The organism is Arthrobacter sp. TWP1-1 (assembly GCF_049897845.1).
Classification (GTDB): Bacteria; Actinomycetota; Actinomycetes; order Actinomycetales; family Micrococcaceae; genus Specibacter.
The window spans coordinates 1-26,697 of the sequence record NZ_JAFCXC010000003.1 but is presented as its reverse complement, the minus strand read 5'-3'; the positions used below and the strand labels follow the sequence as shown (position 1 = coordinate 26,697).

Genomic DNA, 26,697 nt, shown 5'->3' with positions numbered 1-26,697 from the left:
CGGCGCCGCGAAAATGGCACTAGCTGCTACTTGTCGCTGGCTTGGGCACGCAGCGCGCGGGCTACGCCGTCGCGGCTTTCAACCAGCAAGCGGCGCAGGGCAGGAGTCTCCCCGCCCAAGGTTCCAAGGAATTCATCTGTGGCATCCAGCGTGTCCTGCGAAACCAAGCCGGAGGGGTACAGGCCCGTGATGATCGTCGAGGCGCTCTCGTACGACCTGTCGTCCCAGATCCCCTGAACCGCGGCAAAGTACTTGGCAACGTACGGCTCAAGAAGGGAGTTATCCCAGACCTTGCCGAAACCGGTGATTGACGCGCGCTGGACGGCATTTGCACCATCACCGCGGACGACGACGGACTCCCACGTTTCAGCCTTAGCCTCGGCCGTGGAGATGGCGGCGTAGGCGGTGGCTGCCGCCAACTGACCGTTCTGGGTGTTATCGAGTGCCAGGGCAGCATCGATCGCTGCCGAATCGGCGCGGCCGCCGGCCACCAAGGACGTCAGCAGCTCCCAATTCATATCGGTGTCCAGGGTGAGTGAGTGAAGAACAACGCCACCATCCAACAATGCTTGCACAGTATCCAGCTGCTCGGCCGACTGGGCGCGGGCAGCGAAGGCCCTTACGAACTGGAGCTGTGCATCGGAGCCAGCACCTGCAGCTTGGGCCAAGGCCCACAACGAATCCGCGGCGGCGATGGCCGTGGCTTTCTGGTGTTCGGGCGCAACGTAGAGTTCCAGCGCCGTGGCCAGCTGGCGCAGAAGCACCATGATGACAGTGGAATCGCTCTCGTGCCCAACCGTGGCCAAGACAAAGTCCACGTACTCGCGGGCAGACGTTTCGCCGTCGCGCGTGGCATCCCAGGCCGAGGCCGAGACCAGGGTGCGGGGGAGCGATTCCTTGAAGTCCTTCAGGTGGGTCTTGGCCGTGGCCAGTGACTGGGCATCGAGGCGAATCTTGGCGTAGGCCAGATCATCGTCGTTGAGTAGAATCAGCGCCGAACGCTTCATGCCCACGAGTTCCGGCACGTCCGTGGAGGCACCGTCAACATCGAGCTCAACGCGGTGCGTGCGGACCAGCTTGCCGGCATCTTCGCCCTCAGTAGCGAGGTCGTAGAAGCCAACTGCCGCGCGGTGCGGGCGCAACGTCGGGTACTCGGCGATCGCGGACTGGAGGATCGAGAACGAGGTGATCACGCCGTCGTCCGATACCTCGATGGCAGGCTTGAACGTGTTCACGCCAGCTGTCTCGAGCCACATCTCGGTCCAGGCCGACAGGTCGCGGCCGCTGGCAGCCTCGAGCTCAACCATAAGATCGGGCAGTTCGGTGTTGCCCCAAGCGTGCTTGTCGAAGTAGGCGCGGACCCCGGCCATGAACTCTTCCTGCCCAACCCAGGCAACGAGCTGGCGTAGAACCGAGGCGCCCTTGGCGTAGGTGATGCCGTCAAAGTTGACCAGCACGTCCTCGAGATCGTTGATCTCGGCCTTGATGGGGTGGGTGGAGGGCAGCTGGTCTTGGCGGTAGGCCCAGCTCTTTTCCATCGAGGAGAACGAGGTCCAGGCGTCCACGTACTTCGTGTTTTCGGCCGCGGCCAGCGTGGACATGAATTCGGCGAAGGACTCGTTGAGCCAGAGATCGTTCCACCAGCGCATAGTCACGAGGTCGCCGAACCACATGTGGGCCAGCTCGTGCAGGATGGTGATGGCGCGGCGTTCCACCATGGCGTCGGTGACCTTGGAGCGGAACACGTAACTTTCCAGGAACGTCACGGCTCCGGCGTTTTCCATGGCGCCGGCGTTGAACTCAGGTACGAAGAGCTGATCGTACTTGGGGAATGGGTACGGGGTGCCGAACTGCTTCTCGAAGAATTCAAAGCCCTGACGGGTCAGCTCAAAGACATTCTCGGCGTCCATGAATTCCATGAGCGATTTCCGTGCAAAAACACCCAGCGGAATGATGCGGCCGTCGGAGCTGGTCAGCTCGCTGCGCACGTTCTCATAGGGTCCGGCGATCAGTGCGGTGATGTAGCTGGACATCGTCAGTGTGGGTTCAAAGTGCCACGTGGACTTGCCCTCGCCAGCGGATTCCGGGGCCGGTGTGGGGGAGTTGGAGATGACGTCCCAATGGGCAGGAGCCGTCACGTGGAAGGTGAAAACTGCCTTCTGGTCGGGCTGCTCAAACACGGCGAACATGCGGCGGCTGTCCGGCACTTCAAACTGGCTGTACAGGTACACCTCGCCGTCCGCGGGGTCCACGAATCGGTGCAGGCCCTCGCCCGTATTCATGTACAGCGCGTCGGCTTTGACGGTGAGCACATTCTCGGCGGCGAGGGTTGGCAGCTGGATGCGTACGCCGTCGGACACCTCGGCGGGGTCCAGCTCCACGCCGTTCAGGGTTACTTGGTGCACCTTGTCCGTCACCGCATCAATGAACGACGTCGAGCCCTCCTTCGCGCTGAATCTCACCGTGGTGGTGGAAGCGAAGGTGGTCTCGGATGTTGTCAGATCGAGGGTGACGTCGTAACTTTCGACGTTCAGAGTGGCCGAGCGCTCAATGGCTTCGGCTCGGGTCAGGTTCATACCAGGCAAGGTGATGCCTTCCGTTCGGGTTCGGATTGAACATGGCCGCAAGGCAGCAACAACGGCGTGCCCGGCGGTGGGTTGAATTGATTCTTTCAGGTTACTGCCAAGTAGCGGCGTGGTCATGTAGACGGGTCGAATTTGCGCCCCGCGTGGCGCTGGGCAAGGGTTAACTTAGATTTGTTTGTCTTGAAGTGGGGGAGTGGACGTTTATGGGGGACCAGGTACGCGAGGCGGCGGCGGAGAAACGGTATAACCGGCGGTGGCTCATTGCGGCCATCCTGGGGCCGCTGCTTCTGGGCGTTATGGCGGCGGGGTGGATGTTCACCGTTGCAGATAGATTGCCGGCTGAATTGGCCACACACTGGAACGGCAAGAACCACGTTGATGGCTATTCCTCGCTGTGGGTGATGGCTTTCATGACGGTGGGTGTGGCCGCCGGAACCGGGGCGCTCATCTCCGTCCTGGCCGTGGTTACTCGGGGCCAGTCGCTGCTGCTTGCACGGATTGGTCTGGGTGCCGGGGTGGCCCTTGCCGTCGCACTCACGGCCCTGATGGTAGCCATTGCTGCCGGACAGTTGTATCTGGTGGACGTCTCTCAGGCGAAGCTTTCCGGTCCCGTGATAGCCATAGGACTTGCCTTGGCATTCGTGGCTGCGGCCGGGGTGATCTGGCAATACCGGCCCGGAGAGGTGGACAGGACACAAAGCCCCGTGGTTGTGGCCATGAATGCCGGGGTCACCTCTATGGAGATGGCGCTTTCCGCGGCTGGCCACGAGCGGGCTGAGCGTGCGGAAACGCTGCGGATCAAGGTCTCCATGGGGGCTTGGGCCTGGGTATTGAGCGGGGGCATCGGCGGAATCGTTGCCCTGAGCACTTACTTTGTCTTTCCGCTACTGGCGCTCTTGGGCGTGGCTGTGGGCGCGCTGGTTTGGGTGTTTTGCCAGGGCACGGTGGTCATTGATCACCAAGGTGTCAGGGTGCTGGCCTCCGGTTTCTGGAAGGTCATGCCCTTGGAATGGAAGGAAATCGACAGGGCTGCAGTCGAAGACATCAAGGCCCTGGACTATGGCGGATGGGGCTACCGCAGCAACATCGGAAGCACCGGCTTCATCATGAACAGCGGACCCGCCCTAGTGATGGCAGGCGGCTTCCACCAACACTTCGTCATCTCCATGCCGAGCCTCGAGGTGGCGGGCGACGCGGCTGCCCTTGTCAACGCTTATGTTCACAACAAGAAAGTGAAAAAATAGATCCATGGCACCCGATGGCAGTCACGACTCCGCTACTGAGCGCCGCCTTGATGCCCGGGCGTTGCGGTTTGCCCTCATTTTCCCGGCTTTACTCTCGGCAGCTTTAGTCCTTGGCAGCGTGTTGATCAGCGCCCAACTGCCCGACGGCGTCGTTCTCCCCTTGGGCGGTGGTCCCGTGGCGGTACCTGTCTTTCTGTCGGTGGGGGTCGTCGCCATTATGGTGACGGGCGCCGGGCTGGGCAGCCAGGGAGCCCGAACCACCTTGCCCCGAAATCTGCGCCGGGTCCTGCTCGGGGTGGCCATGACCCTGCAATTATCGGCATTTACCCTCTTTGTCGCGGCACTTTTGGGCCAAGGGGCTCACGGCGGCCGGCCACCGGAACGAGTGGATGGATTTGTGCTCTTGATGGGATGCGGCCTTGCGGCAGCCATGGGTGTGGTCCTCGCACTGACGTTCAAGCCCGACGAGCAATGGACGCCCGCGGACGATCTCGCCTTGGCCCACATGATGGTGGATCAAAACGACCCCACCGAAGCAAACGACAGGCTGGGCTACTTCCTGCACCCAAGGAGTTCTGTCGTCCTGATGATCTTGCTGGCCGGCGTCTTTCCCGGAGCCTTCCTGGCGCTCATTTCACCGTGGCTCCTGCTGACAACGGTTCTTGCCGCCCTCCTCATGATTGCCTTGCTGTGCGCAACTGTCAGCGTGGACCGCACCCAGCTGGAGGTAAAACTGCTCGGCCTCATTCCGGTCCTCGTTGTGCCATGCCACTCCGTGGACGCGGCCGTGTCACTGGACATCGTCGCGCGGGACTACGGCGGGTGGGGCCCACGCAGGCACAGCGGTTCCGCCACGTTCCTTAGCTACTCGGGTGCCGCCGTCGTACTTCGGCTCGACGACGGCGGGAAGGCAGTGGTCAGCGCGCCGACCCTCGACGTCGCGGATGATCTCTCCGCCATCTTGAATCGCCGCGCGGGGAAAACGCCCCACCAGAGATAGCGGCCGAGCGGATCGGGCGGCCGTAATGTGGTGCAGCCTTCGGTAGGCTTGAGCCTGACGTAATCACCCGCACAGACGAAGGAATCCTCATGCGCGTTCACATCGCAACCGACCACGCCGGCATGGAGCTCAGCGCTCACCTCATTACAGCGCTTGCTGCCAAGGGCTACGAGATGGTGGACCACGGACCGCAGGCCTACGACGCCGAGGATGATTACCCTTCCTTCTGCATCAACGCAGCCTTGGCCGTGGTTGCCGATCAGGTCGCGGGCGTAGACGCGCTGGGTATTGTTCTGGGCGGTTCCGGCAATGGTGAGCAGATTGCCGCCAATAAGGTCAAGGGTGTTCGCGCAGCACTGGCATGGAACCTTTCCACAGCAAAGTTGGCCCGCGAGCACAACGACGCCAACGTCATTGCCGTGGGTGGACGCCAGCACAGCGTCGAAGAGGCCACCGAAATCATCGAAGCGTTCCTCGCCGAGCCATTCAGCGATGCCGAGCGCCATGTTCGCCGGATCGGCAAGATCGCCACGTACGAGACCACGGGCGACGTGGTCGAGTAATTTTCGCTTTGAACACTATTGCTGTGAACTATTTTGCTTTGAATGCAGGCGTCCTGATGCTGCCGGGCCCAAGCGGTGGATCCAATGCCTGAGGGGCATTCGGTCCATCGCCTGGCCCGGCAGTTTCAGGACGTTTTTGGTGGCACCACCTTGGCTGTTTCAAGTCCACAGGGCAAGTTCACTGCCGGCGCGTCCCGGCTAGACGTTCACATTCTGGAACGCGCCGAGGCCCACGGTAAACAAATGTTTCTTTACTTTTCGAACGATCTCGTGATGCGGGTTCACCTCGGGTTGTACGGGGCATGGGACTTTGGTGGCGACTCCACCTTTACCGGTGCCTCAAGCATCGGGGCCCCACGCCGGATCGGTGAGCGGGAAGTAGCCGGGGATCCAGAGGGGGACTTTGCCGGACCGCCGGAACCCAAGGGCGCGGTGCGCGTACGCCTTGTTTCAGATCACGGCTGGGCGGATCTTCGCGGACCCACGGCATGCGAGGTCATCACTCCGGCTGAAGCCGTTGTGGCACGAAGGAAATTAGGTCCGGATCCCCTGAACAACGGGGCTGGTGATGCCGAGGATTTTGTACAACGGATTTGTAAAAGTGCCACCTCCATTGCCCTGCAACTCATGAAGCAGGACGTGCTGGCAGGAGTTGGCAATGTCTACCGAGCCGAGACGCTGTTTCGGCTCGGCCTGGATCCGCTGCTTTCGGGCAAGAACCTGCAACGCGAAGAAGCAACGGAGCTGTGGCGCGATATTGCCCGCATCATGGCCGACGGAGTCCGCGACGGCCGCATCATCACCACCGAGTTGGCCGATAGACCCTCCGGAACGGGCGTAACGGTGGGCTGCAGCTTTGGCGCTGGTGACGGTCTGCCGGCTCGGCCCAACGCGCCCGTCCCGGTCGAGGATGCGCATTACGTATACAAACGTGAGGGCTTACCCTGCCGACATTGCGGCACTGAGATCGCCATGAAGGAGCTGGGCGGGCGAAAACTGTACTGGTGCCCGTCCTGCCAAAGTCGTTAGTTAGGGAAAATTTCGAGGCTGAGTACTTCTCGATTTGCGGGAGCGCCAAAGTCGTTGATAAGGTTACGGAGTTGTTCGGCCGCAAGCCGAATTGCAGGGCTCCAATTAGCAGCAAAATTGGGGGCGTAGCTTAATGGTAAAGCCTCAGTTTTCCAAACTGATGACGCGGGTTCGATTCCCGTCGCCCCCTCCAATTTTAATGGAAATCCCCGGTCAACTGGCCGGGGATTTTCTGTTTAACCACCGCCGACCCGACCCCACGTCAGAGGTGCGGCTCACGCCTAGGGGAGCGGCGCCGTCGTGCAGTGAAAACGGCAGCATTAATACTCAGCCAGCCAGCGCGCATCCGCCACGGATGGGCCGATTGTGCATCTGGCAACTTTTGCCCGTAGACTGTTGCGGGCACTACGGGGCGTAGCGTAGTGGCTAGCGCGCCTGCTTTGGGAGCAGGAGACCGCAGGTTCGAGTCCTGTCGCCCCGACTTCAGCATTATCCGGTTCACGTTTGGTCAGTGACTGCCCATGTGCTGGGCCTAATAATCCATCAACAGACCATCAGGAGTACCACGCTGTGAAGAGCGCTGTCGAAAACCTCACACCCACTCGTGTAAAGCTCGATGTTGAGGTTTCCTTTGAGGAATTGAAGCCCAGCATTGCCGAGGCTTATAAGACGATTGGTACCCAGGTTCAGGTGCCTGGTTTCCGTAAGGGCAAGGTCCCGAACACGTTGATCGATCAGCGCGTTGGCCGTGGCTACGTTCTGGAAACCGCTATCAACTCCGGCCTCAACGGCTGGTACCAGGAAGCTGTTGTCGAGAACAAGCTCACCCCGCTGAGCCGTCCCGAGGTTGAAATCACTGAAGTTCCGGACCCGTCCGGCACCGATGGTGTTGTCAAGTTCCACGTTGAGCTGGACATCCGCCCCGAGATCGAACTGCCGGACTACGCCGGCATTGAGGTTGAGGTTGCTGCTGTTGAGGCTTCCGACGAGGACACCGACAAGGCTCTTGACGAGCTGCGCGGCCGCTTCGGAACGCTGAAGGCTGAGGACCGCCCGGCTGCCGATGGTGACTTCCTCACCATCAACATTGATGCCAAGATCGACGGCGTTGAGGTTGACTCTGCTGCTGACCTTTCCTACCAGGTCGGCGCAGGCAACATGCTTGACGGTCTGGACGAGGCTGCAACCGGCCTGTCCGCTGGCGAAGAAGCAATCTTCAACACCAAGCTCGCCGGTGGCGAGCACGCAGGTGAAGAAGCACAGGTCACCGTCAAGGTCACCTCCGTGAAGGTTCGCGAATTGCCCGAGGCAAACGACGACTTCGCTCAGCTGGCTTCCGAGTTCGACACCATTGCCGAACTGAAGGAAGACTTGGCCAAGCAGGCTGCCGAATCCAAGACTGTTGAGCAGGGTGTTGAAGCCCGCGACAAGGTTCTGGAGAAGCTCGTTGGTCTCGTCGAGGTTCCGGTTCCGGAATCCGTCATCACCGAGCAGCTCGAGCAGCACTTCCGCCCCGAGAACTCACACGGTGAAGATCACGACTCCGAAGAGCACCGCGCCGAAGTCAAGGAAAACACCGAGAAGGCCTTCCGCAACGAGATCATCCTCGATGCTATTGCCGACAAGGAAGAGATCAGCGTCAGCCAGGCTGAACTGATCGACTACATCGTTTCCTCCGCCAGCCAGTACGGCATGGAACCGAACCAGTTCGCGCAGATGCTCGATTCTTCCGGCCAGGTCAACATGATCGTTGGCGAAGTCCGCCGTCGCAAGGCACTTGCCGCTGTTCTGGGCAAGGCTTCCGTCAAGGACTCCGAGGGTGCAGCAGTGGACCTGACCGACTTCGTATCAGTTGCTTCCGAAGAAGAAGAAATTGTTTCCGAGGACGAGGTCATCGAGCCCACAGCAGTGACCGATCCGGGCGAAGTCCGCATCTAATTGCTTCCCCTTACAGGGTAAAAGAGATCTAAAAGCCGTTGCTGGTTCCTTTTCGAAGGAGCCAGCAACGGCTTTTTCTTTGCCCTTCACGTTGCCCCTCTCGTTGCCACGACATTGCTGTTTTATTCCCCGCTGCGCCGCTTCTTCGGTGATCGTGCGCCTACAGCGAACAGTGTCCTGATGGGCGCCAAAGCGCCGTCGAAAAGGGCTACTGTCCAAGTAGTGAACATTAGTGATGGTCACGCTGGGCAAGCTCAGCGAGCCACACGAAGGAGAGGTAAACCCACCATGGCACAGCACACCACCCCCACGATGGCTAGCGCGGACCCGTCCGGCTCGGACCAGTACATCTACAACCGCCTGCTCAAAGAACGCATCATTTGGTTGGGTTCAGAGGTTCGTGACGACAACGCCAACCTGATCTGCTCGCAGCTGTTGCTGCTCTCGGCCGAAGATCCTGAGAAGGACATCTACCTTTACATCAACTCACCCGGTGGATCCGTGACGGCCGGCATGGCCATCTACGACACCATGGAGTTCATCCCGAACGACGTCGTAACTGTCGCCACCGGGCTGGCAGCGTCCATGGGGCAGTTCCTGCTCTCCTCGGGCACCAAGGGCAAGCGCTACGCGACACCCAACGCACGCATCCTCATGCACCAGCCTTCAGGCGGAATTGGTGGAACGGCGTCGGACATTAAGATCCAGGCCGAACTGATCCTGCACATGAAGAAGGTCATGGCCGAGCTGACAGCAGAGCAGACCGGCCAGACCGTCGAGAAGATCCTTGTCGACAATGACCGCGACAAGTGGTTCACCGCAGCGGAAGCCCTGGAATATGGCTTCTTTGACAAGATCTCCCGTCATGCAGGAACCGTTGCCGGTGGCGGCGGAACCAACGCCAAGTAAAAGCCGAAGAAAAAGATTTCAGGAGTAAACCGATGACTTACAACTTTGGCAGTACAGCATTTGGCCACACTGCCGGCAACCTTCCTTCTAGCCGCTACGTGCTGCCTCAGTTCGAGGAGCGCACGCCTTACGGCTTCAAGCGCCAGGACCCGTACACCAAGCTCTTCGAGGACCGCATCATCTTCCTCGGCGTGCAGGTTGACGATGCCTCGGCCGACGACGTTATGGCGCAGTTGCTCGTGTTGGAAGCTGACGACACCGACCGCGACATTACCTTGTACATCAACTCACCCGGTGGATCGTTCACGGCCATGACGGCCATCTACGACACCATGCAGTTCATCCGCCCGGAAATCCAGACGGTCTGCCTTGGCCAGGCGGCGTCAGCTGCCGCTGTCCTGTTGGCCGCTGGTGCACCTGGCAAGCGACTGGCACTGCCGAACGCTCGCGTTCTGATCCACCAGCCATCCCTCTCCGGCGGTCAGGGTGGACAGGCCTCTGACCTGGAAATCCAGGCCAACGAGGTCATGCGTATGCGTGAATGGTTGGAGAACACCCTTTCCGATCTCTCCGGGCGCACGCCTGAGGAGGTCAGCAATGACATTGAGCGTGACAACATCCTCACGGCAGCCCAGGCCAAGGACTATGGCCTGATCGATGAGGTTCTGGCGCCGCGCAAGATGAAGGCTGCGGCCATCACCCGCTAATACGGTTGAATTAAACGCCGGAACAGGAAAATTCCTGTTCCGGCGTTTACCTTCCACTCAATGTCCATGCTGTGGCCTAGAGTGGAATTAAGTTTGTACGACGTTCCTAGCACCAGCTGTGGAATGCATAAGGTTTAGGGTAACTTCGCCGTTGGCGGGTTAGTCGCGGAAGGACACATCAATGGCCAGGATGGGCGAAAGCACCGATCTGCTGAAGTGCTCCTTCTGTGGGAAAAGCCAGAAGCAGGTTCGCAAGCTGATTGCGGGCCCCGGTGTGTACATCTGTGATGAGTGCATTGAGTTATGCAACGAGATCATCGATGAGGAGCTGTCTGAGGTAGCCGAGCTCGACTCCTTCGAGCTCCCCAAGCCGCGGGAAATCTTCGACTTCCTGCAGGAATACGTCATTGGTCAGGAACCAGCCAAGCGATCGCTGGCCGTGGCTGTTTACAACCACTACAAGCGCATCCAGTCCGGTCACGCCGTCAAGAGCACCACCATTTCCGGTGGCGTGCACGATGAAGTAGAAATCGCCAAGTCCAACATCTTGCTGGTAGGACCCACCGGTTGTGGCAAGACCTACTTGGCGCAAACCTTGGCTCGGCGTTTGAACGTCCCGTTTGCCGTTGCCGACGCCACCGCGCTCACCGAGGCTGGCTACGTGGGCGAGGACGTTGAAAACATCCTGCTCAAGCTCATCCAGGCAGCAGACTTTGATGTCAAGAAGGCCGAACAGGGCATTATCTACATCGATGAGATCGACAAGATTTCGCGCAAGTCCGAGAACCCCTCCATTACCCGTGACGTGTCCGGTGAGGGCGTGCAGCAGGCGCTACTGAAGATTCTCGAAGGAACGGTTGCCTCAGTTCCGCCCCAGGGTGGCCGGAAGCATCCGCACCAGGAATTCATCCAGATCGACACGACGAACGTGCTCTTCATTGTGGCCGGCGCCTTTGCCGGACTGGAAGAGATCATTGGTTCACGCGCAGGCAAGAAGGGCATCGGCTTCGGCGCCCCGCTCAGTGCACTCAAGCAGACCGAGGCCAGCTACGCCGACGTCATGCCGGAGGATCTGCTCAAGTTTGGCCTGATTCCCGAATTCATTGGCCGCCTGCCGGTCATCACCACCGTGACGCAGCTTGACCGCACGGCCTTGATTCAGATCCTCACCGAACCCAAGAACGCTCTGGTCAAGCAGTACCAGAAGATGTTCACGCTCGACGGCGTTGAGCTTGAGTTTGATGACGAGGCTCTTGCTGCGATTGCCGATCTGGCATTAGTTCGGGGAACAGGAGCCCGTGGCTTGCGGGCCATCCTCGAAGAGGTCCTCCAGCCTGTCATGTTCGACCTGCCGAGCAGGGAAGACATCGCAACAGTCGTCATCACCGCAGAAGTTGTGGGCAAGAAAGCCGAGCCCACCTTGATCCCGCACGAGGTTGTTGCCAAGCGCCGGAACAAGTCCGCCTAACATTCCCTTCTTCCGGAATAGTTTTTAGCGCCTTGCCGTTGGAACAAGGGAAGAGGCTTCGCCTCGATCCGTCATTGGAATCCATGCTCTACCAAGGAGTTTTTTCGTGTCTGAAACAGCTTTAAACGCCACCGAAACAGCCGACTTTTGGTTTGACCCCACCTGCCCCTTCGCTTGGGTCACCTCGCGCTGGATCGGCGAAGTGGAGCAGGTTCGCGATATCAAGGTGAACTGGCACGTCATGAGCCTGTCCGTGCTGAACGAGAATAACGATTCCCTCCCTGAGAAGTACAAGGCACTCATGGCAAATGCTTGGGGACCCGTTCGTGTCATCATTGCGGCTGTCCAGGAGCACGGCGAAAAGGTCATCAAGCCCTTGTACGACGCGATGGGGACGCAAATCCACAACAACGGGAACAAGGACATGGCCGACGTTGTCGCCAAGGCCCTTGCTGAGACGGGTTTGCCCGCAGAACTGGCCGCAGCTGCCACGACTGACACGTACGATGTAGCACTGCGCGCCAGCCACGCAGAAGGCATCAGCAAGGTGGGCCAGGATGTGGGCACCCCCATCGTGGCCTTCAACGGCACCGCGTTCTTTGGACCCGTCATTACCCGGATCCCGCGCGGTGAGGAAGCCGGCAAATTGTGGGACGCTACCGTCACGCTGGCCAGCTTCCCGTACTTCTTCGAGATCAAGCGCAGCCGCACCGAGGACCCGCAGTTCGGCTAAATAGCAGTGATTTCAATGGTCATGGGCAGGTGGTGAAAATTCTTGAGAATCTTTCCCACCTGCCCTTGCGTTTGCCTTACACACGGGCGCATACTTGTTCTTACCCAATCCGCCAAGGAAAGGGCTGATAGGTACTAAAAAATTCAGTGACCGAACTTATCTGATCATCGAGAACCGTTTCGACGGGACTCAAAAAAGGGTTCGTTAGCACCGGTGACGCGGTGAAAGTCCTGAAAATCATTAGCACCCACCAGACCGCGAACGTCACCACGCGGCATGAAAGTCGAAGCCCCACCGACGGCTATTAGCCGATGGGGCTTCCCCTTTGCCCAAAAACTGGGCTTCGCCCAAAAGCAAGCGGCCCACGGGATGCAGCCGTTCACCCAGTCTTCACCCCGGCGTTTCCGCAACGCTCTGCCGTGGCAACCTTCGCCGGTCATGGTTGAGGAGTGAAGGTTGCCATAGTTGCTGAATCGTTCCTGCCCGAGATGAATGGGGTCACCCATTCACTGCTGAAAATCTTGCAACACCTGGATGCGCGCGGGGATCAAGTATTGGTCATCGCCCCATCCACGCTTGAAGACGCTCCCCGTGTGGTGGAAGGTGCGACCGTCAGGCGGCTGCCTGCGGTTCCCCTTGCCGGCTACCGGAACATCCGGATCGCCGTCGGCGGGGTGGCGCGTGTGAAGACCCTGTTGGCCGAATTCAATCCGGACGTTGTCCACTTGGCCTCGCCGTTCGTTCTTGGATGGCGTGCCGTCAGAGCTGCGGCGGCGTTGGGCATTCCCTCTGTGGCCGTGTATCAAACGGACGTCCCCGGGTACGCGGCCAAATATGGCATGCCATTCCTAGAAAATTGGGCGTGGCAGCGCGTGGAACGGATCCACACGACCGCCACGAAAACACTGGTTCCCTCGACCGACTCGATGCAGAAACTGCGGGGCCACGGCATTCCGCGAGTTGAACTCTGGCGACGAGGAGTGGATATTGAGCGCTTTCATCCCGGAAAACGCAGCGTTGAGTTTCGCCAAAAGGTAGCTCCGCAGGGGCAGAAGATCATCGGCTATGTTGGGCGCCTCGCGCTCGAGAAGCAGGTTGAGGATCTGGCCGTCTTGGCGTCCATCCCGGACACCCGGCTCGTCATTGTCGGCGACGGGCCACAACGGGAGTTCCTCGCGTCAATCCTGCCGAACGCCTACTTCACGGGATTTCTGGGCGGAGACGAGCTGGCCACTGCCATGGCCTCCTTCGATCTCTTTGTTCATCCAGGCGAACTCGAGACCTTTTGCCAAACTATTCAAGAGGCCATGGCAAGTGGTGTCCCCGTGGTGGCCACGGGCCGTGGTGGGCCCGTGGACCTGGTGGATTCCTCCCGCACTGGCTGGCTCTACGCCCCGGGCAACTTGGCCCAATTGCGGGCCTACGCCATGGACCTTATAGGCGATGACTCCAAACGCGCGGCCTTTTCCGCCGCGGCATTCCAGCAGGTCCAAGGACGCAGCTGGCACGTTGTGTGTGAGCAGCTGATGGACCTCTACACCCAAGCCATTGCAGACCACCCGCGGCTTCCGGCCGCCCTGAAAGGAATCAAATGAAAATTTCAGTCATCGGCGCGGGTTACCTTGGCACCGTCCATGCGGTCACTCTCGCGCATATGGGCCACGATGTCATCGGTCTCGACACGGATGCCGCACGGATTGCGCAGCTGTCCAACGGCACTGCACCTTTCCACGAACCTGGCCTTGCCGAATTGCTCAAGGAAGGGCACGACGGCGGTCACCTCACGTTCACCACCGACCCGGCGGAGCTGGCCGATGCCGAGGTTCATTTCCTGTGCGTCGGCACCCCGCAATCCAAGACTGCCAACGATTCTGACCTGTCTTTCCTTCGTTCAGCCATTGAGTCGCTGCTGCCCCACCTGCACTCCGACGCCCTGGTTGTGGGCAAGTCGACCGTGCCGGTAGGAACGGCAGGCGTGGTTGAGTCGATGATCTCGGCGACCGGTGCGGTGTTGGCGTGGAATCCGGAATTCCTGCGGCAGGGCACCGCCGTCAAGGACTCGCTGGTTCCCGACAGGCTGGTCTACGGAATTGCCGAGGGTGAGCGAGGCGCCAAAGCCGGGGCCATGCTCGACGCCGTCTACGCGTCACTGCTGGAACGCGGGACCCCGAAGGTGGTCACCAACTTTGCCACGGCCGAACTGATCAAGGTCTCGGCGAACGCGTTTTTGGCCTTGAAGCTTTCCTACATCAACGCGGTTGGTGAGTTTTGCGAGCAGGCGGGGGCCGACGTCGTACAGCTTGCCCAAGCACTGGGGCACGATGACCGTATCGGGGGTAAGTATTTCCATGCCGGGATCGGATTCGGGGGAGGCTGCCTGCCCAAGGATCTGAGGTCCTTCCGGGCGCAGGCTCAGAGTCACGGTGTCGACTCCCTCGATGAAATGTTCTCGCTTGTCGATGGCATCAATGCCGATGCGCGATACCGCACGGCGGAGACAGCCGTGCGGCTATGTGGCGGCTCGGTGGCAGGGCGGCGCATCACAGTCCTTGGCGCTTCCTTCAAGCCGCACACGGACGATATCCGTGATTCGCCGGCGCTGGATGTGGCGGCCCAGCTAGCGTCGCAGGGCGCGCACGTGACCGTCAGCGATCCCCAGGCGGCGGACACTGCCTGGCTGCAATTTCCACAGCTTGCCTTTGAGCGAGATGTGACAGTAGCGCTGAACGGAGCCGAGCTGGTGCTGCTACTGACCCAGTGGCCCGAATTCACCACCATGGATCCCGCTCAGGCGGCCGCTCTGGTTCAGCGCCCGGTGATCCTCGATGGGCGCAACGCCCTTGACGCCGTCGCCTGGCAGAGTGCCGGATGGGACTACCACGGGATCGGGCGCGCTGGTTTGGGCAGCACCGCGACATCACGGGCCACCGTCTAGGATGCAGTGATTGCTCAGGCGCCGGGCCGGTACATTGCCCTCGGAGACTCATTCACGGAAGGGGTCGGCGATGTCAGCAACCGCCGGCCCAACGGTGTTCGGGGATGGGCCGACAGAGTTGCGGAGGGACTGGCTAGCGACTGTCCAGGATGGGAATACGCAAATCTTGCCATCCGCAGCAAGCGGCTGCGGCACATCATCGCCGAGCAGCTGGAGCCTGCCGTCGCGATGAAACCCACGCTCATCACGCTTTATGCTGGCGGCAACGATGTCATGGACTTTGGGACAAAAATCGCTGACATTCTGGCCGACTACGAAGTCCTTGTAGCCGAGCTGGTGCAGACCGGCGCAACGCTTGTCCTGTTCACCGGCTATGACGTGGAGGTGTCGCCGATCCTGAGCCCTTTGCGGCGCAAAAACCATGCCTACAACGACGGCGTTCGACTCATCGCCGCGAAGTACGGCGCCATCCTGGTGGACTACGCCAGTTTCTCCGCCTACGCGAACTCCCGTATGTGGGCGCCGGACCGGCTCCACATGTCCAAGGCCGGGCACAAATACCTCGCCTCAAGGCTGTTGGACATCCTGGAAGTACCGCATGGGATCACGCATAAGACGAAGCACCGGGCACCCACCATCACTGCGAAACAGTGGGTGCGTGAACACCACGCATGGGTTACCGAATGGGTGCTGCCCCTCGTGGGACGCAAGCTGCGCGGCACCACCCTTGGCGATTCCCTGAGCCCCCGCTGGCCCGAGCCAGTGCGGGTGCCGCCGAAGAAGGGCCTCAAGAAGCTGGCGGGCAAAATCCCCGATGCTCGCTCAGATATGGGCCATTATTCATGAACGCTCGCTCACATGATGTGCAGGAGCGTTGTCCGAAAACGCCCCGTAAGAGAGCGAGCGTTGGAAACAGGCGTGGCCGCCACCTTGAATAGGTGACGGCCACGGTGAGCAGTTGAGAACTCTGGCCAGAACCGCTTAGGCCTGAGCTGGCTCCTCAGCCGGCGCAAGCTCGACGTCGGACACGGTGAGTTCGCCCTCGCCCACGGCAACCGTGAGCTCCAGGGCGTTCGCCGCGGCCTTGAGGTCACCCAAACCGGCCGTCAGCTGCGCGGCCTGGACCTCGCCAGCGGTGACCGTTGCGGAGATGACCTGGGTGCGTTGCTTGACCTTAGCCTCGGACTTGGCCTTGCGGATGCCGCTCAAGGCGTCCCCGACCGTCGCGAGCAAGGTGGTGTCGCCGTCGTCCACGGCAACTGCGGACGGCCACGGTGCACGGTGCACCGAACCGGTGCGCCACCAGCCCCAGACCTCTTCCGTCGCGAACGGCAGGAAGGGCGCGAACAAGCGCAGCAGCGAATCAAGGGTCGTGGCCAGGGCGGCCAGCACGGATGCCTGGCCTTCCTCGCCGCTGGCACCGTAGGCGCGGTCCTTGATGAGTTCAACGTAATCGTCCGTGAAGTGCCAGAAGAAGCTCTCGGTGAGCTGCAGGGCGCGGGCGTAGTCGTACTTTTCAAAGGCGGCTGTCGACACGCGGACAACTTCTGCCAGCTGAGCCAAAACGGCGCGGTCCAGGGGGTTCGTGATGACGGCGTTGTCTGCCGTGACGACGTTTGCCTCGGTTGCACCAAGGTTCAATACGAATTTGGAGGCGTTGAGCAACTTGATGGCCAGACGGCGGCCAATCTTCATCTGCGCAATCTCGTAGGCCGTATCGGCGCCGAGCTTGGCGGAGGCTGCCCAGTAGCGGACGGCGTCGGCGCCAAAATCGTTGAGCACGTCGGTGGGGACCACCACGTTGCCCTTGGACTTGGACATCTTCTTACGGTCCGGGTCAAGGATCCAGCCGGAGATGGCCGCATGCTTCCACGGTGCGTTGCCCTGAAGGGCGTCGGCGCGAACGGCGGAGGAGAACAGCCAGGTGCGGATGATGTCGTGGCCCTGGGGACGCAGATCGAAGGGGTAAACCTTGCCGAACAGGTCCTCGTCCTGGCTCCAGCCGCCCACAATCTGCGGGGTCATGGAGGAGGTGGCCCAGGTGTCGAGCACATCGGCGTCGCCAACGAAGCCACCGGCAACGTTGCGCTGCTCTTCGGAGTAGCCCGGTGCCGCATCGGCGGCGGGGTCAACCGGGAGCATTTCCGAGGTGGGCAGGATGGGGTGATCGTAGTCCGGGTTAGCGTCGGCATCCAACGGGTACCAGACGGGAACCGGCACGCCGAAGAAGCGCTGGCGGGAAACTAGCCAGTCACCGTTCAGGCCGGAGATCCAGTTGTCGTAGCGTGAGCGCATGAACGCCGGGTGGAATTCAATTTCCTTGCCGCGGTTGATCAGGCGTTCGCGGCGTTCCTCGTCGCGGCCACCGTTACGGATGTACCACTGGCGGGAGGAGACGATCTCCAGGGGCTTGTCGCCCTTTTCGAAGAAGTTCACGGGGTGCATGATCTTCTTGGCTTCGCCGTCGAGCAGCTCGGCCTCGCCCAGCATGGCAACGACGCTTTCCTTGGCGCTGAAGACGGTCTTGCCGGCGATGGCTGCGTAGTTCGCGCGGCCTTCTTCGGTGGTGATCCACTCGGGGGTCTCGCCGAGGATGCGGCCGTCGCGGCCAACGATGGCGCGGGTGGGCAGCTGCAGTTCACGCCACCAGGTGACGTCGGTGAGGTCACCGAAGGTGCAGACCATGGCGATGCCGGAGCCCTTGTCGGCCTTGGCCAATGCGTGGGCACGGACCTCAACCTCAACGCCGAATAGGGGAGAGGTGACCTTCTTGCCGAAGAGCGGCTTGTAACGCTCGTCGTCGGGGTTAGCTACAAGAGCGGAGCAGGCGGCCAACAACTCGGGACGCGTGGTCTCGATGTAAATCTTGGTGCCATCTTCGGCGAAGAACGGGTAGCGGTAGTACGCGCCAGCAACTTCGCGGTCTTCTAGCTCGGCCTGGGCAACGGCCGTACGGAACGTGACATCCCACAGCGTGGGGGCCTCGGCCATGTAGGCGTCGCCAGCTGAAAGGTTCTCCAGGAAACCACGCTGGGACACTGCACGCGAGTGGTCGTCAATGGTGCGGTACGTCAGATCCCAGTCAACCGAGAGGCCCAGAGTCTGGAAGAGGTGCTCAAAGACCTTTTCGTCCTCGACGGCCAGCTCTTCACACAGCTCGATGAAGTTCTTGCGTGAGACGACGTCGAAGTCACGCTGGTTCTTCGCCGGAGTTGCCGGCGGACGGTAGCCGTCTACGTAGGTGTAGGTGGGATCGCAGCGAACACCGAAGTAGTTCTGCACACGACGCTCGGTGGGCAAACCGTTGTCATCCCAACCCATGGGGTAGAAGACGTTCTTGCCGTTCATGCGCTGGAAACGGGCCAGCACATCGGTCTGCGTGTAGGAGAACATGTGGCCCACGTGCAAGGAACCGGACGCTGTGGGCGGGGGAGTGTCAATGGAGTACACCTGCTCCCGCGTGGTCTCACGGTCAAACTTGTAGGTGCCTTCGTCAAGCCAGCGCTTGGTCAGGGACTCTTCAAGCCCCTCCAAAACGGGTTTGTCGGGAACGTTGCTTGTGGTGGGTGCGGGCGTGTCTGTGCCCGGAATGTTTTCAGCCATGGCTCAAGTCTTTCATGAGTTGCCCCGGAAGCAGGATTTTGCAGGATAATGGAGCCCGTGAGAATTCCTGAGAGCGCGCAGCAACTGTGGCAAACGGCGGGGTTGGCGTGGGCCGATGTGGTCCCCGAGCCCGAAAGTTCCGACTATTGCGCCCACACCCTGACGCTCGCTGGGCGCCCGGCCGTGTTTCGCGTCGCCAAGACCACGCCCACCAAAGTTGGGCAGTTCGTGACGCTCTGGCAGCGCTCGGCCCAGGGGCCCATTCGCCCCTATGACATGTCCGACGGCGTTGCCCTGTTTGTCATCCAGGCTGGCGTTGGCGCGGGGCTGGGAATGTTCGTGTTCCCGGCACATACCCTGGCTCACCAAGGGGTGGTGTCCATCGACGGCAAGGGTGGCAAGCGAGCCATGCGGGTCTACCCGCCCGACGTTGAGACCACCAGCGCCCAGGCCCGGCGCACTCAGAAATGGCAGTGTGAGTACTTCCTGCCGCACGATGCCAGCGTGGCGCGGGTCAGGGAGCTGTACTCGGCCTGACCCGACCACCGGATCCGCCGAAAATTATGCGCTGAACTCGTGCCGGGTTTTGCGCAAAAACGTTTATGCGCAGAACCCCATGCGAGCTCAGCGCATAAATTCAGTCGACTGAGCATATGCGCAGAACTGGCGGTCGATTTGACGCATAAGTTCGCGGTTTCATCCGGAGATGGCTAGCGGCGGGACTATGCTGCAACTATGGGCACAGTGCGGATTTTGCGTGTGTATGAGGAACCGGAGCCGGGGGAGTATCGCGTTCTCGTGGACAGGTTGTGGCCGCGTGGGGTCAAGAAGGACAGCATTGACCTCTGGCTCAAGGAGATCGCGCCCAGCACGGAGGTCCGCAAGTCCTTTGGCCATGTGGCGGAGCGCTTTGAGGCCTTCGAACGTGACTACACGCAGGAACTCACGCACAATCCAGAAGTGCAGCAGCTGCGCGAGCTCATCGAGGCCCACGCAAAGGTGGTGTTGCTCTACGGTGCCAAGGACTCACAGCAAAACCAGGCAGCCGTGCTGATGGCATTCCTCAACAAGACGTCATAGCCACAGCCCCGTTCAACGCCCGGGCGCAACAGCGTTAGATTTGAACCATGGCTGAAAATACTTCCAAGAATGCAATTGTCACTGGCGCCAGCTCCGGAATCGGAGCCGCAACCGTTCGCCAACTCCGCACCGACGGTTGGAACGTCATCGCCGTCGCCCGCCGTGAAGATCGGCTGGCCCAACTGGCACAGGAAAGTGGCGCCGTAGCGTTCGCCGCAGACATTACCAACGACGACGACGTTGCCCGCCTTAGCGTTTTCGCCGGCGACACGTTCGCTGCGACAGGCGGGCTCGACACCCTGATCAACATTGCCGGTGGCGCTCGCGGTGTGGACAGCGTGGCCAATGCCCAGGAAGCAGATTGGGAGTGGATGTACCAGGTCAACGTTCTGGGCACCGTGAAGGTCCTGAAGGCATTCCTGCCCACACTTCGAGAGCATGGCTATGGCACGGTGCTGAACCTGACCTCAACGGCCGGCCACATCACGTACGAAGGCGGCGCCGGATACAGTGCGGCCAAGTTCGGCCAGCATGCGCTCACCAACGCCCTGCGCCTGGAAGAGGCCGAAAACAACATCCGCGTCATCGAGGTGGCGCCGGGAATGGTCGCAACGGAAGAGTTCACGCTCAACCGACTCGGCGGCAACCAGGAAGCCGCGGACAAGGTCTACCAGGGCGTGGAGAAGCCACTCACCGCGGAGGACGTGGCAGGGGTGGTGGGCTACGCCGTCGGGCTTCCCCACCACATCAACCTCGACCAGATTGTCCTGCGCCCCGTGGCACAGGCAGCCGCGCATAAGGTCATTCGCCGCTAGTAAGGGCCGGTAAGCGGGATGCGCGCGGAAACCGCGCGCATCCCGTAGAATAAGGGACAAAGCGTCGACCCGGCCATCACCGGTGAGCTTCCGGAAGAACGCCTCACCAAAAGTGGGGCCAGTAGAACCGGACGGGTAAGCCCGTCACAGCAGCTAATGAGCGGCCGCACCTGTGTAAAAACGGGCACGGTAAGCGAGGTGGTACCGCGGCGAAAGCCGTCCTTGCATCCTGAACATGAACACCCACAACCAGGATGATGTGATGACCCACTTCCCGAAGGCCTCTGCCGCCGCTGGCCTCCATGCCGAATCCAAGCACGTTCCCTCCTCCGTGAATTTCCCGAAGGTGGAAGAACTCGTCCTGAAGTACTGGGACGAAGATGGCACCTTCCAGGCCAGCATCGATGCGCGCGACGCCGGTGTTGATGGGTCCAACGAATTCGTCTTCTATGACGGCCCTCCCTTCGCCAACGGTCTGCCGCACTACGGCCACCTGTTGACCGGTTATGTCAAGGACCTTGTAGCCCGCTACCAGACCCAGCTTGGCCGCCGCGTTGAGCGCCGCTTCGGCTGGGACACGCACGGCCTGCCCGCCGAGCTGGAAGCCATGAAGCAGCTGGGCATGACCGACAAGGCGCAGATCGAGGCCATGGGCATCGATAAGTTCAATGACGCCTGCCGCTCCTCCGTCATGAAGTACGCCGGCGAATGGCAGGAATATGTCACCCGCCAGGCTCGCTGGGTTGACTTCGACAACGACTACAAGACGCTCAATGTCGAGTACATGGAGTCGGTCCTCTGGGCGTTCAAGCAGCTCCACTCCAAGGGTCTGACCTACAACGGCTACCGGGTTTTGCCGTACTGCTGGAAGGATGAGACCCCCCTCTCCAACCACGAACTGCGCATGGATGACGACGTCTACAAGGACCGCCAGGACCAGACCGTCACCGTCACCTTCCCCATCCTGGCTGGCGAATCCGCCCTCTCGCAGGACCTGGCCGGCGTCAGCGCGATCGCCTGGACCACCACGCCCTGGACCCTACCCACCAACCAGGCCCTCGCCGTCGGGCCTAAGGTCAGCTACGCCGTCGTGCCGGTTGGCCCGAATGGTTCCGGTACGGGCGCCACTGCCGAGAAGTTCCTGCTGGCTGCCGATCTGGTCGGTGCCCACGCCAAGGATTTGGGGTACGACGACGCTGCTGCCGCGACGGCCGCTGTCACCGCCACATACGCCGGCGCCGAGCTTGGGGGCCTGAAGTATGAGCCACTGTGGGACTACTTCGCCGACGACGAAAAGTACGGCACGGCCAAGTCCTGGCAGTTCCTGCTCGCCGACTATGTGACCACGACTGACGGTACGGGTATTGTTCACCAGGCTCCGGCCTACGGTGAAGAGGATCAGAAGGTCTGCGAGCAGAACGGCATCCCCGTGGTGCTCTCCGTCGACGAAGGCGCCAAGTTCCTGCCGCTCTTTGCCCAGGGCCCGCTGAGCGAGATCGCCGGCGTGCAGGTCTTCGACGCCAACAAGGCCATCACGCGCGTCGTGAAGGAGGCCGGGCGCCTGGTGCGCCAGGCCAGCTACGTGCACAGCTACCCGCATTGCTGGCGCTGCCGCACACCCCTGATCTACCGCGCCGTCTCGTCCTGGTACGTTCAGGTCACCGCGTTCAAGGATCGCCTCGTCGAGCTGAACCAGGACATCAACTGGATCCCCGGCAACGTCAAGGACGGCCAGTTCGGCAAGTGGCTGGCCAACGCCCGCGACTGGTCCATCAGCCGTAACCGTTACTGGGGTTCACCCATCCCGGTATGGCAGTCGGACGACCCCGAATACCCGCGCACCGATGTGTACGGCTCGCTCGCCGAGATGCAGGAAGACTTTGGTCGCCTGCCGTTGAACAAGGAGGGTGAGGTTGACCTGCACCGCCCGTTCATCGATGAGCTGACCCGCCCCAACCCGAACGACCCCACTGGCAAGTCCACCATGCGCCGCGTCGAAGACGTGCTCGACGTCTGGTTCGACTCCGGCTCCATGCCGTACGGCCAGGTGCACTACCCGTTCGAGAACGAGGACTGGTTCAACACGCACAACCCGGCCGACTTCATCGTCGAGTACATTGGCCAGACCCGCGGCTGGTTCTACATGCTGCACGTGCTCTCCACGGCGCTCTTTGACCGCCCGGCGTTCAAGAACGTCATCAGCCACGGCATCGTGCTGGGCTCCGATGGGCAGAAGATGTCCAAGTCGCTGCGCAACTACCCGGATGTTTCCGAGGTGCTTGACCGCGACGGCGCCGACGCCATGCGTTGGTTCCTGATGGCCAGCCCCATCCTGCGCGGTGGCAACCTGGTCGTCACCGAACAGGGCATCCGCGAGGGTGTTCGCCAGGTCATCTTGCCGATGTGGAACGTCTACAGCTTCTTCACTCTCTACGCGAATACCGCGAATGAGGGCAAGGGTTACGACGCCAAGCTGCGTTACGACGATTACTCCGACCCCATGGATCAGTACCTGATGGCCAACACCGGGGATCTGGTGCGCGACATGGAAGCCAAGCTCAACGAGTACGACGTCTCCGGCACCTGCGACTCCCTGCGCAGCTACTTTGACATGCTCACCAACTGGTATGTCCGCCGTAGCCGTGGCCGTTTCTTTGACGAGAACGTTGACGCCTTCGACGCGCTCTACACCGCACTGGAAACCGTGTGCCGAGTCGCAGCGTCCTTGCTGCCGCTGGTCACCGAGGAAGTCTGGCGCGGTCTCACCGGCGGGCGCTCCGTGCACCTGACCGACTGGCCTAACGCCGATCTGTTCCTGAGTAATGCGGCGCTCGTTGACCAGATGGATCAGATCCAGCAGATCTGCTCCACCGGTTCCAGCCTGCGCAAGGCAGCCAAGTTGCGCGTCCGCCTGCCTTTGGCGGAACTCACTGTCGTGGCCCCGAACGCCGCCGCACTCAACGACGGCGCCGCAATTGTTGCGGAGGAATTGAACATCCGCGCCGTCCGCTTTGTCGATGCGGCCGAGGCCTCCCCGGAGGAATTCGGCATCTCGCAGAAGCTCGTGGTCAACGCCCGCGCCGCAGGCCCGCGCCTGGGTAAGAACGTCCAGCTCGCCATCAAGGGCTCCAAGTCCGGCGACTGGTCAGTCACCGACGGCGTCGTCACGGCCGGTGGCCTGGAGCTGGAAGCGTCCGAGTACACGCTGGAGACAGTTGTGGCCGAGGACGGCGACGGCGGCAAGAGCGCCGTCGCGATGCTGCCCGGCGGTGGCTTCGTGGTGCTCAACACCGAACTGACCGAGGAACTCGAGGCTGAGGGAACGGCCCGTGACATGATCCGCGCCATCCAGCAGGCCCGCAAGGACACCGGTCTGCAGGTCAGTGACAGGATCCGCACCATCGTCAGCGCGTCGCAGGACATCGTGGATGCCCTGCACGCAAACGCCGAACTGGTCAAGGGTGAGACCCTCACGCTCAAGCTCGAACTCATCCCAGGTGACGTTGAAACCACCATCACAGTTGAACGGAGCATGTCCTAAATGTCTGCTAACCACGACGAATTCTCGGTGGAGAGCGTTTACGCCGAGCTGTTGGGCCGTGCCCCGGAGAACAAGATGGAGCCGCGCCTTGCTCCTTTGCTCCGCGTCATGGACATCATGGGTGAGCCCAATAAGGCTTTCCCCATCATCCACATCACCGGCACCAACGGAAAAACCTCCACGGCGCGCATGATCGAATGCGGCCTGCTGGCCCATGATCTGCGCACCGGGCGGTACACCAGCCCACACCTGAGCCGGGTGACCGAACGCATCAGCATCGACGGAGCCCCCGTCAGCGATGAGACGTTCGTGCGAATCTGGGATGAGACCCGCCCTTACCTTGACATTGTGGATGCCGAGCTCGCCGACGCCGGCGAGGTGCGCCTGACCTATTTTGAATGCCTCACCATCTTGGCCTTTGCGATCTTCGCTGATGAACCGGTGGATGTAGCTGTCATTGAAGTTGGCCTTGGTGGCATCACCGATGCGACGAACGTTGGTGACGGCCAGGTCGCCGTGATCACCCCCATCTCCCTGGATCACACCGAGCTGTTGGGTGACACCACCGGGCTCATCGCCGAGGAGAAGTCCGGCATCATCAAGGAGGGCGCCTTCGTCATCAGCGCCGCCCAGCCCACCGATGCCGCGCAGGTCATCCTCGACAAGGCCCGGAACGTCCATGCTGAGTTCCGCTTCGAAGGCGTCGAATTTGGCGTGGAATCCCGCACCATCGCCGTGGGCGGGCAGCAGCTTGACCTGCAGGGACTCGCGGGTCGTTACCCGGGCATCCTGCTCCCGTTGCACGGTGAACACCAGGCTCAGAATGCCGCCGTCGCACTTGCCGCTTTGGAGGCCTTCCTTGGTGGCGGGGAAAAGGAACTGAACCTGGAGCTCGTCCAGGAAGGCTTCGGCGCGGTCACCTCTCCGGGTCGCCTAGAGGTCATGCGCACCTCGCCCACCATCGTGGTGGATGCGGCGCACAACCCAGCGGGTATTGCCGCCAGCGCCAAGGCGCTGCAGGAGTCGTTTGCCTTCAGCAAGCTCGTGGTGGTGCTGGGCGTCCTCCAAGAAAAGGATGCCGAGGAAATCCTGACCACGCTCAAGGAATCCTACGGTGATGAGGCGGGGGAGATCGCGCTGACGCAGTCGAACTCCCCGCGCGCCATACCTGCCGCCGAGCTGGCCGAAATGGCCGTTGATCTAGGCTGGGCCGAGGAAGATGTGCACATCGCCGAGAAGCTCGACGACGCCATCGAATGGGCCGTTGAACGCGCCGAATCCAATAATGATCTGGCCGGCGGCGTCCTCATCACCGGTTCCATCACCCTTGTAGGTGAGGCACGGATTCTGCTGGGCCGCCCGGGTGAAAAGGAGGGCCTCTAGACATGGCAAAACTGACAAAAGCGCAGCGTGAATGGAAGCCCAACACGCCCAAGAAGCTGCGTTCGACGAAGATGATGTTTGCCTCCGTGGTGCTCATGCTCGAGGCCTTCGTGGCGTTGTTCCTCGGCTTGGCACTGTTCGGCATCCATGACAAAAACCCGGCTTACCTTGTGGTGGCAGCGGTTCTGGCTGTGCTGATGATCCTGGCCTGCGGTGTGATCCGCAAGACGTGGGGGATTGCGTTCGGTTGGCTGTTGCAACTGGCGCTGATCGCCGGAGGCTTCTGGGAACCATCCATGTTCATTGTGGGTGTGCTCTTTACCGTTGCTTGGTGGTACGCCCTCAATGGCGGTGCCAAGATCGACCGCGAGAACGTGGCACGCGCCAAGGCACAGGCGATGTGGGATGCGGAGCACCCTGCGGATTCCCCCGAATCGTCCGCGAAGTAAACTAAAACTGATCCTGTTTTTATCTAATTAATTGGAGTTATCGTGAGCATTGAGCGCACCCTTGTCCTAGTTAAGCCCGACGGCGTGGCCCGCAACCTTTCCGGAGCCGTCCTGGCCCGCATCGAAGCCAAGGGGTACACCTTGGCCGAGCTGAAGAAGGTCACCGTCACCCGCGAACAGCTCGAGGCGCACTACGAAGAGCACGTTGGCAAGCCGTTCTACGAGCCGCTGGTTGAGTTCATGCTCTCCGGCCCCGTCGTGGCAGCCATCTTTGAAGGCCACCGCGTTATTGAAGGATTCCGCTCCTTGGCCGGAACCACCGATCCCACCACGGCAGCTCCCGGCACCATCCGCGGCGACTTTGGCCGCGACTGGGGCCTGAAGGTTCAGCAGAACCTGGTCCACGGCTCCGACTCGGTTGAGTCCGCAGAGCGCGAGATTGGCATCTGGTTCGCCTAAGCGTTCCCGCAAGTAGTACGACGACGAAGGGCACCTCCCAGCGGGAGGTGCCCTTCGTCGTCGTACTTTCAACTCCCACCCCACTCTCGACGCTCGCTCACATACGGGGCATTAAACACAAACGCTCCTGCACCATGTGAACTGCTCCCCGAAAGTTGGACTGAATAATTCAGTTCCTTACTTTCGGGGAGTTTTTTATGCGTAAAAGTAGTTCATTGACCATCGAGCAGCGGCTAGCCGCCGTCGATCTGTTTGA

At 61.1% G+C, this 26,697-nt stretch carries 21 protein-coding genes and 2 tRNA genes; 21 read left to right on the top strand and 2 right to left on the bottom strand.

The window, feature by feature from the left end; genetic code table 11:
- Positions 1–26: 26 nt before the first annotated feature.
- The gene (gene pepN / locus ACP7B9_RS06475) at positions 27–2,576 is read right to left on the bottom strand and encodes an aminopeptidase N (RefSeq protein ID WP_425861828.1); all 2,550 of its coding nucleotides are present in this window, start codon (positions 2,574–2,576) and stop codon (positions 27–29) included.
- A gap of 212 nt (positions 2,577–2,788) precedes the next feature.
- Between pepN and ACP7B9_RS06470 the strand changes: the two genes are divergently transcribed.
- The 14 genes from ACP7B9_RS06470 (at position 2,789) to ACP7B9_RS06405 (ending at position 15,957) form a co-directional block, all read left to right on the top strand.
- Positions 2,789–3,829, top strand: a complete 1,041-nt coding sequence (locus tag ACP7B9_RS06470) for a DUF1648 domain-containing protein (protein WP_425861826.1) — start codon at positions 2,789–2,791, stop codon at positions 3,827–3,829.
- Positions 3,830–3,833: 4 nt separating this feature from the next.
- Positions 3,834–4,829 carry a hypothetical protein gene (locus ACP7B9_RS06465; RefSeq protein WP_425861825.1) on the top strand — a complete coding sequence of 332 codons (996 nt, stop codon included), beginning with the start codon at positions 3,834–3,836 and terminating at the stop codon, positions 4,827–4,829.
- Positions 4,830–4,918: 89 nt separating this feature from the next.
- The gene (locus ACP7B9_RS06460; protein WP_425861823.1) at positions 4,919–5,392 is read left to right on the top strand and encodes a ribose-5-phosphate isomerase; all 474 of its coding nucleotides are present in this window, start codon (positions 4,919–4,921) and stop codon (positions 5,390–5,392) included.
- Between the two features lie 84 nt (positions 5,393–5,476).
- Positions 5,477–6,421, top strand: coding sequence for an Fpg/Nei family DNA glycosylase (locus ACP7B9_RS06455; RefSeq protein WP_425861821.1), 945 nt, complete (start codon positions 5,477–5,479; stop codon positions 6,419–6,421).
- A 119-nt stretch (positions 6,422–6,540) separates the two neighbouring features.
- Positions 6,541–6,614: transfer RNA gene (locus ACP7B9_RS06450), tRNA-Gly, on the top strand.
- A gap of 215 nt (positions 6,615–6,829) precedes the next feature.
- Positions 6,830–6,902 (top strand) — tRNA-Pro (locus ACP7B9_RS06445).
- A gap of 89 nt (positions 6,903–6,991) precedes the next feature.
- Positions 6,992–8,359 (top strand): trigger factor, encoded by a 1,368-nt coding sequence (gene tig / locus ACP7B9_RS06440; protein ID WP_425861820.1) that lies wholly within the window; start codon positions 6,992–6,994, stop codon positions 8,357–8,359.
- A gap of 288 nt (positions 8,360–8,647) precedes the next feature.
- Positions 8,648–9,268 (top strand): ATP-dependent Clp protease proteolytic subunit, encoded by a 621-nt coding sequence (locus tag ACP7B9_RS06435; RefSeq protein WP_425861818.1) that lies wholly within the window; start codon positions 8,648–8,650, stop codon positions 9,266–9,268.
- 32 nt (positions 9,269–9,300) lie between these two features.
- The gene (locus ACP7B9_RS06430) at positions 9,301–9,975 is read left to right on the top strand and encodes an ATP-dependent Clp protease proteolytic subunit (RefSeq protein WP_425861816.1); all 675 of its coding nucleotides are present in this window, start codon (positions 9,301–9,303) and stop codon (positions 9,973–9,975) included.
- A 181-nt stretch (positions 9,976–10,156) separates the two neighbouring features.
- Positions 10,157–11,443, top strand: a complete 1,287-nt coding sequence (gene clpX / locus ACP7B9_RS06425) for an ATP-dependent Clp protease ATP-binding subunit ClpX (protein WP_425861815.1) — start codon at positions 10,157–10,159, stop codon at positions 11,441–11,443.
- 106 nt (positions 11,444–11,549) lie between these two features.
- Positions 11,550–12,176, top strand: a complete 627-nt coding sequence (locus tag ACP7B9_RS06420; RefSeq protein WP_425861813.1) for a DsbA family protein — start codon at positions 11,550–11,552, stop codon at positions 12,174–12,176.
- A 449-nt stretch (positions 12,177–12,625) separates the two neighbouring features.
- Positions 12,626–13,771: a glycosyltransferase family 4 protein gene (locus tag ACP7B9_RS06415; RefSeq protein ID WP_425861811.1), complete on the top strand. Its 1,146-nt coding sequence runs from the start codon at positions 12,626–12,628 to the stop codon at positions 13,769–13,771.
- On the top strand, positions 13,768–15,111 hold the full coding sequence (locus ACP7B9_RS06410) for a UDP-glucose dehydrogenase family protein (protein ID WP_425861809.1): 1,344 nt from the start codon (positions 13,768–13,770) through the stop codon (positions 15,109–15,111). Before ACP7B9_RS06415 ends, ACP7B9_RS06410 begins: the two co-directional genes overlap by 4 nt.
- 6 nt (positions 15,112–15,117) lie before the next feature.
- Complete coding sequence (locus ACP7B9_RS06405; RefSeq protein WP_425861808.1) at positions 15,118–15,957, top strand: SGNH/GDSL hydrolase family protein; 840 nt, start codon at positions 15,118–15,120, stop codon at positions 15,955–15,957.
- A gap of 135 nt (positions 15,958–16,092) precedes the next feature.
- Here ACP7B9_RS06405 and valS read toward each other — a convergent pair whose 3' ends face one another.
- The gene (gene valS, locus ACP7B9_RS06400; protein ID WP_425861806.1) at positions 16,093–18,714 is read right to left on the bottom strand and encodes a valine--tRNA ligase; all 2,622 of its coding nucleotides are present in this window, start codon (positions 18,712–18,714) and stop codon (positions 16,093–16,095) included.
- A 57-nt stretch (positions 18,715–18,771) separates the two neighbouring features.
- On the opposite strand from valS, the gene ACP7B9_RS06395 reads away from it, so the two are divergent.
- From ACP7B9_RS06395 to ndk, 7 genes are all read left to right on the top strand, one after another.
- Positions 18,772–19,251 (top strand): MepB family protein, encoded by a 480-nt coding sequence (locus ACP7B9_RS06395; RefSeq protein WP_425861804.1) that lies wholly within the window; start codon positions 18,772–18,774, stop codon positions 19,249–19,251.
- A gap of 198 nt (positions 19,252–19,449) precedes the next feature.
- Positions 19,450–19,794, top strand: coding sequence for a DUF488 domain-containing protein (locus tag ACP7B9_RS06390; protein ID WP_425861803.1), 345 nt, complete (start codon positions 19,450–19,452; stop codon positions 19,792–19,794).
- Between the two features lie 47 nt (positions 19,795–19,841).
- Positions 19,842–20,609 (top strand): SDR family oxidoreductase, encoded by a 768-nt coding sequence (locus ACP7B9_RS06385; protein ID WP_425861800.1) that lies wholly within the window; start codon positions 19,842–19,844, stop codon positions 20,607–20,609.
- Positions 20,610–20,871: 262 nt separating this feature from the next.
- On the top strand, positions 20,872–24,150 hold the full coding sequence (ileS, locus tag ACP7B9_RS06380; protein WP_425862562.1) for an isoleucine--tRNA ligase: 3,279 nt from the start codon (positions 20,872–20,874) through the stop codon (positions 24,148–24,150).
- Positions 24,151–25,533 (top strand): bifunctional folylpolyglutamate synthase/dihydrofolate synthase, encoded by a 1,383-nt coding sequence (locus tag ACP7B9_RS06375; protein ID WP_425861798.1) that lies wholly within the window; start codon positions 24,151–24,153, stop codon positions 25,531–25,533.
- Positions 25,534–25,535: 2 nt separating this feature from the next.
- A complete protein-coding gene (locus ACP7B9_RS06370; protein WP_425861796.1) occupies positions 25,536–25,982 on the top strand; it encodes a DUF4233 domain-containing protein in 447 nt (148 codons plus the stop codon).
- 42 nt (positions 25,983–26,024) lie between these two features.
- On the top strand, positions 26,025–26,441 hold the full coding sequence (gene ndk / locus ACP7B9_RS06365) for a nucleoside-diphosphate kinase (RefSeq protein WP_425861795.1): 417 nt from the start codon (positions 26,025–26,027) through the stop codon (positions 26,439–26,441).
- Positions 26,442–26,697: the final 256 nt, after the last annotated feature.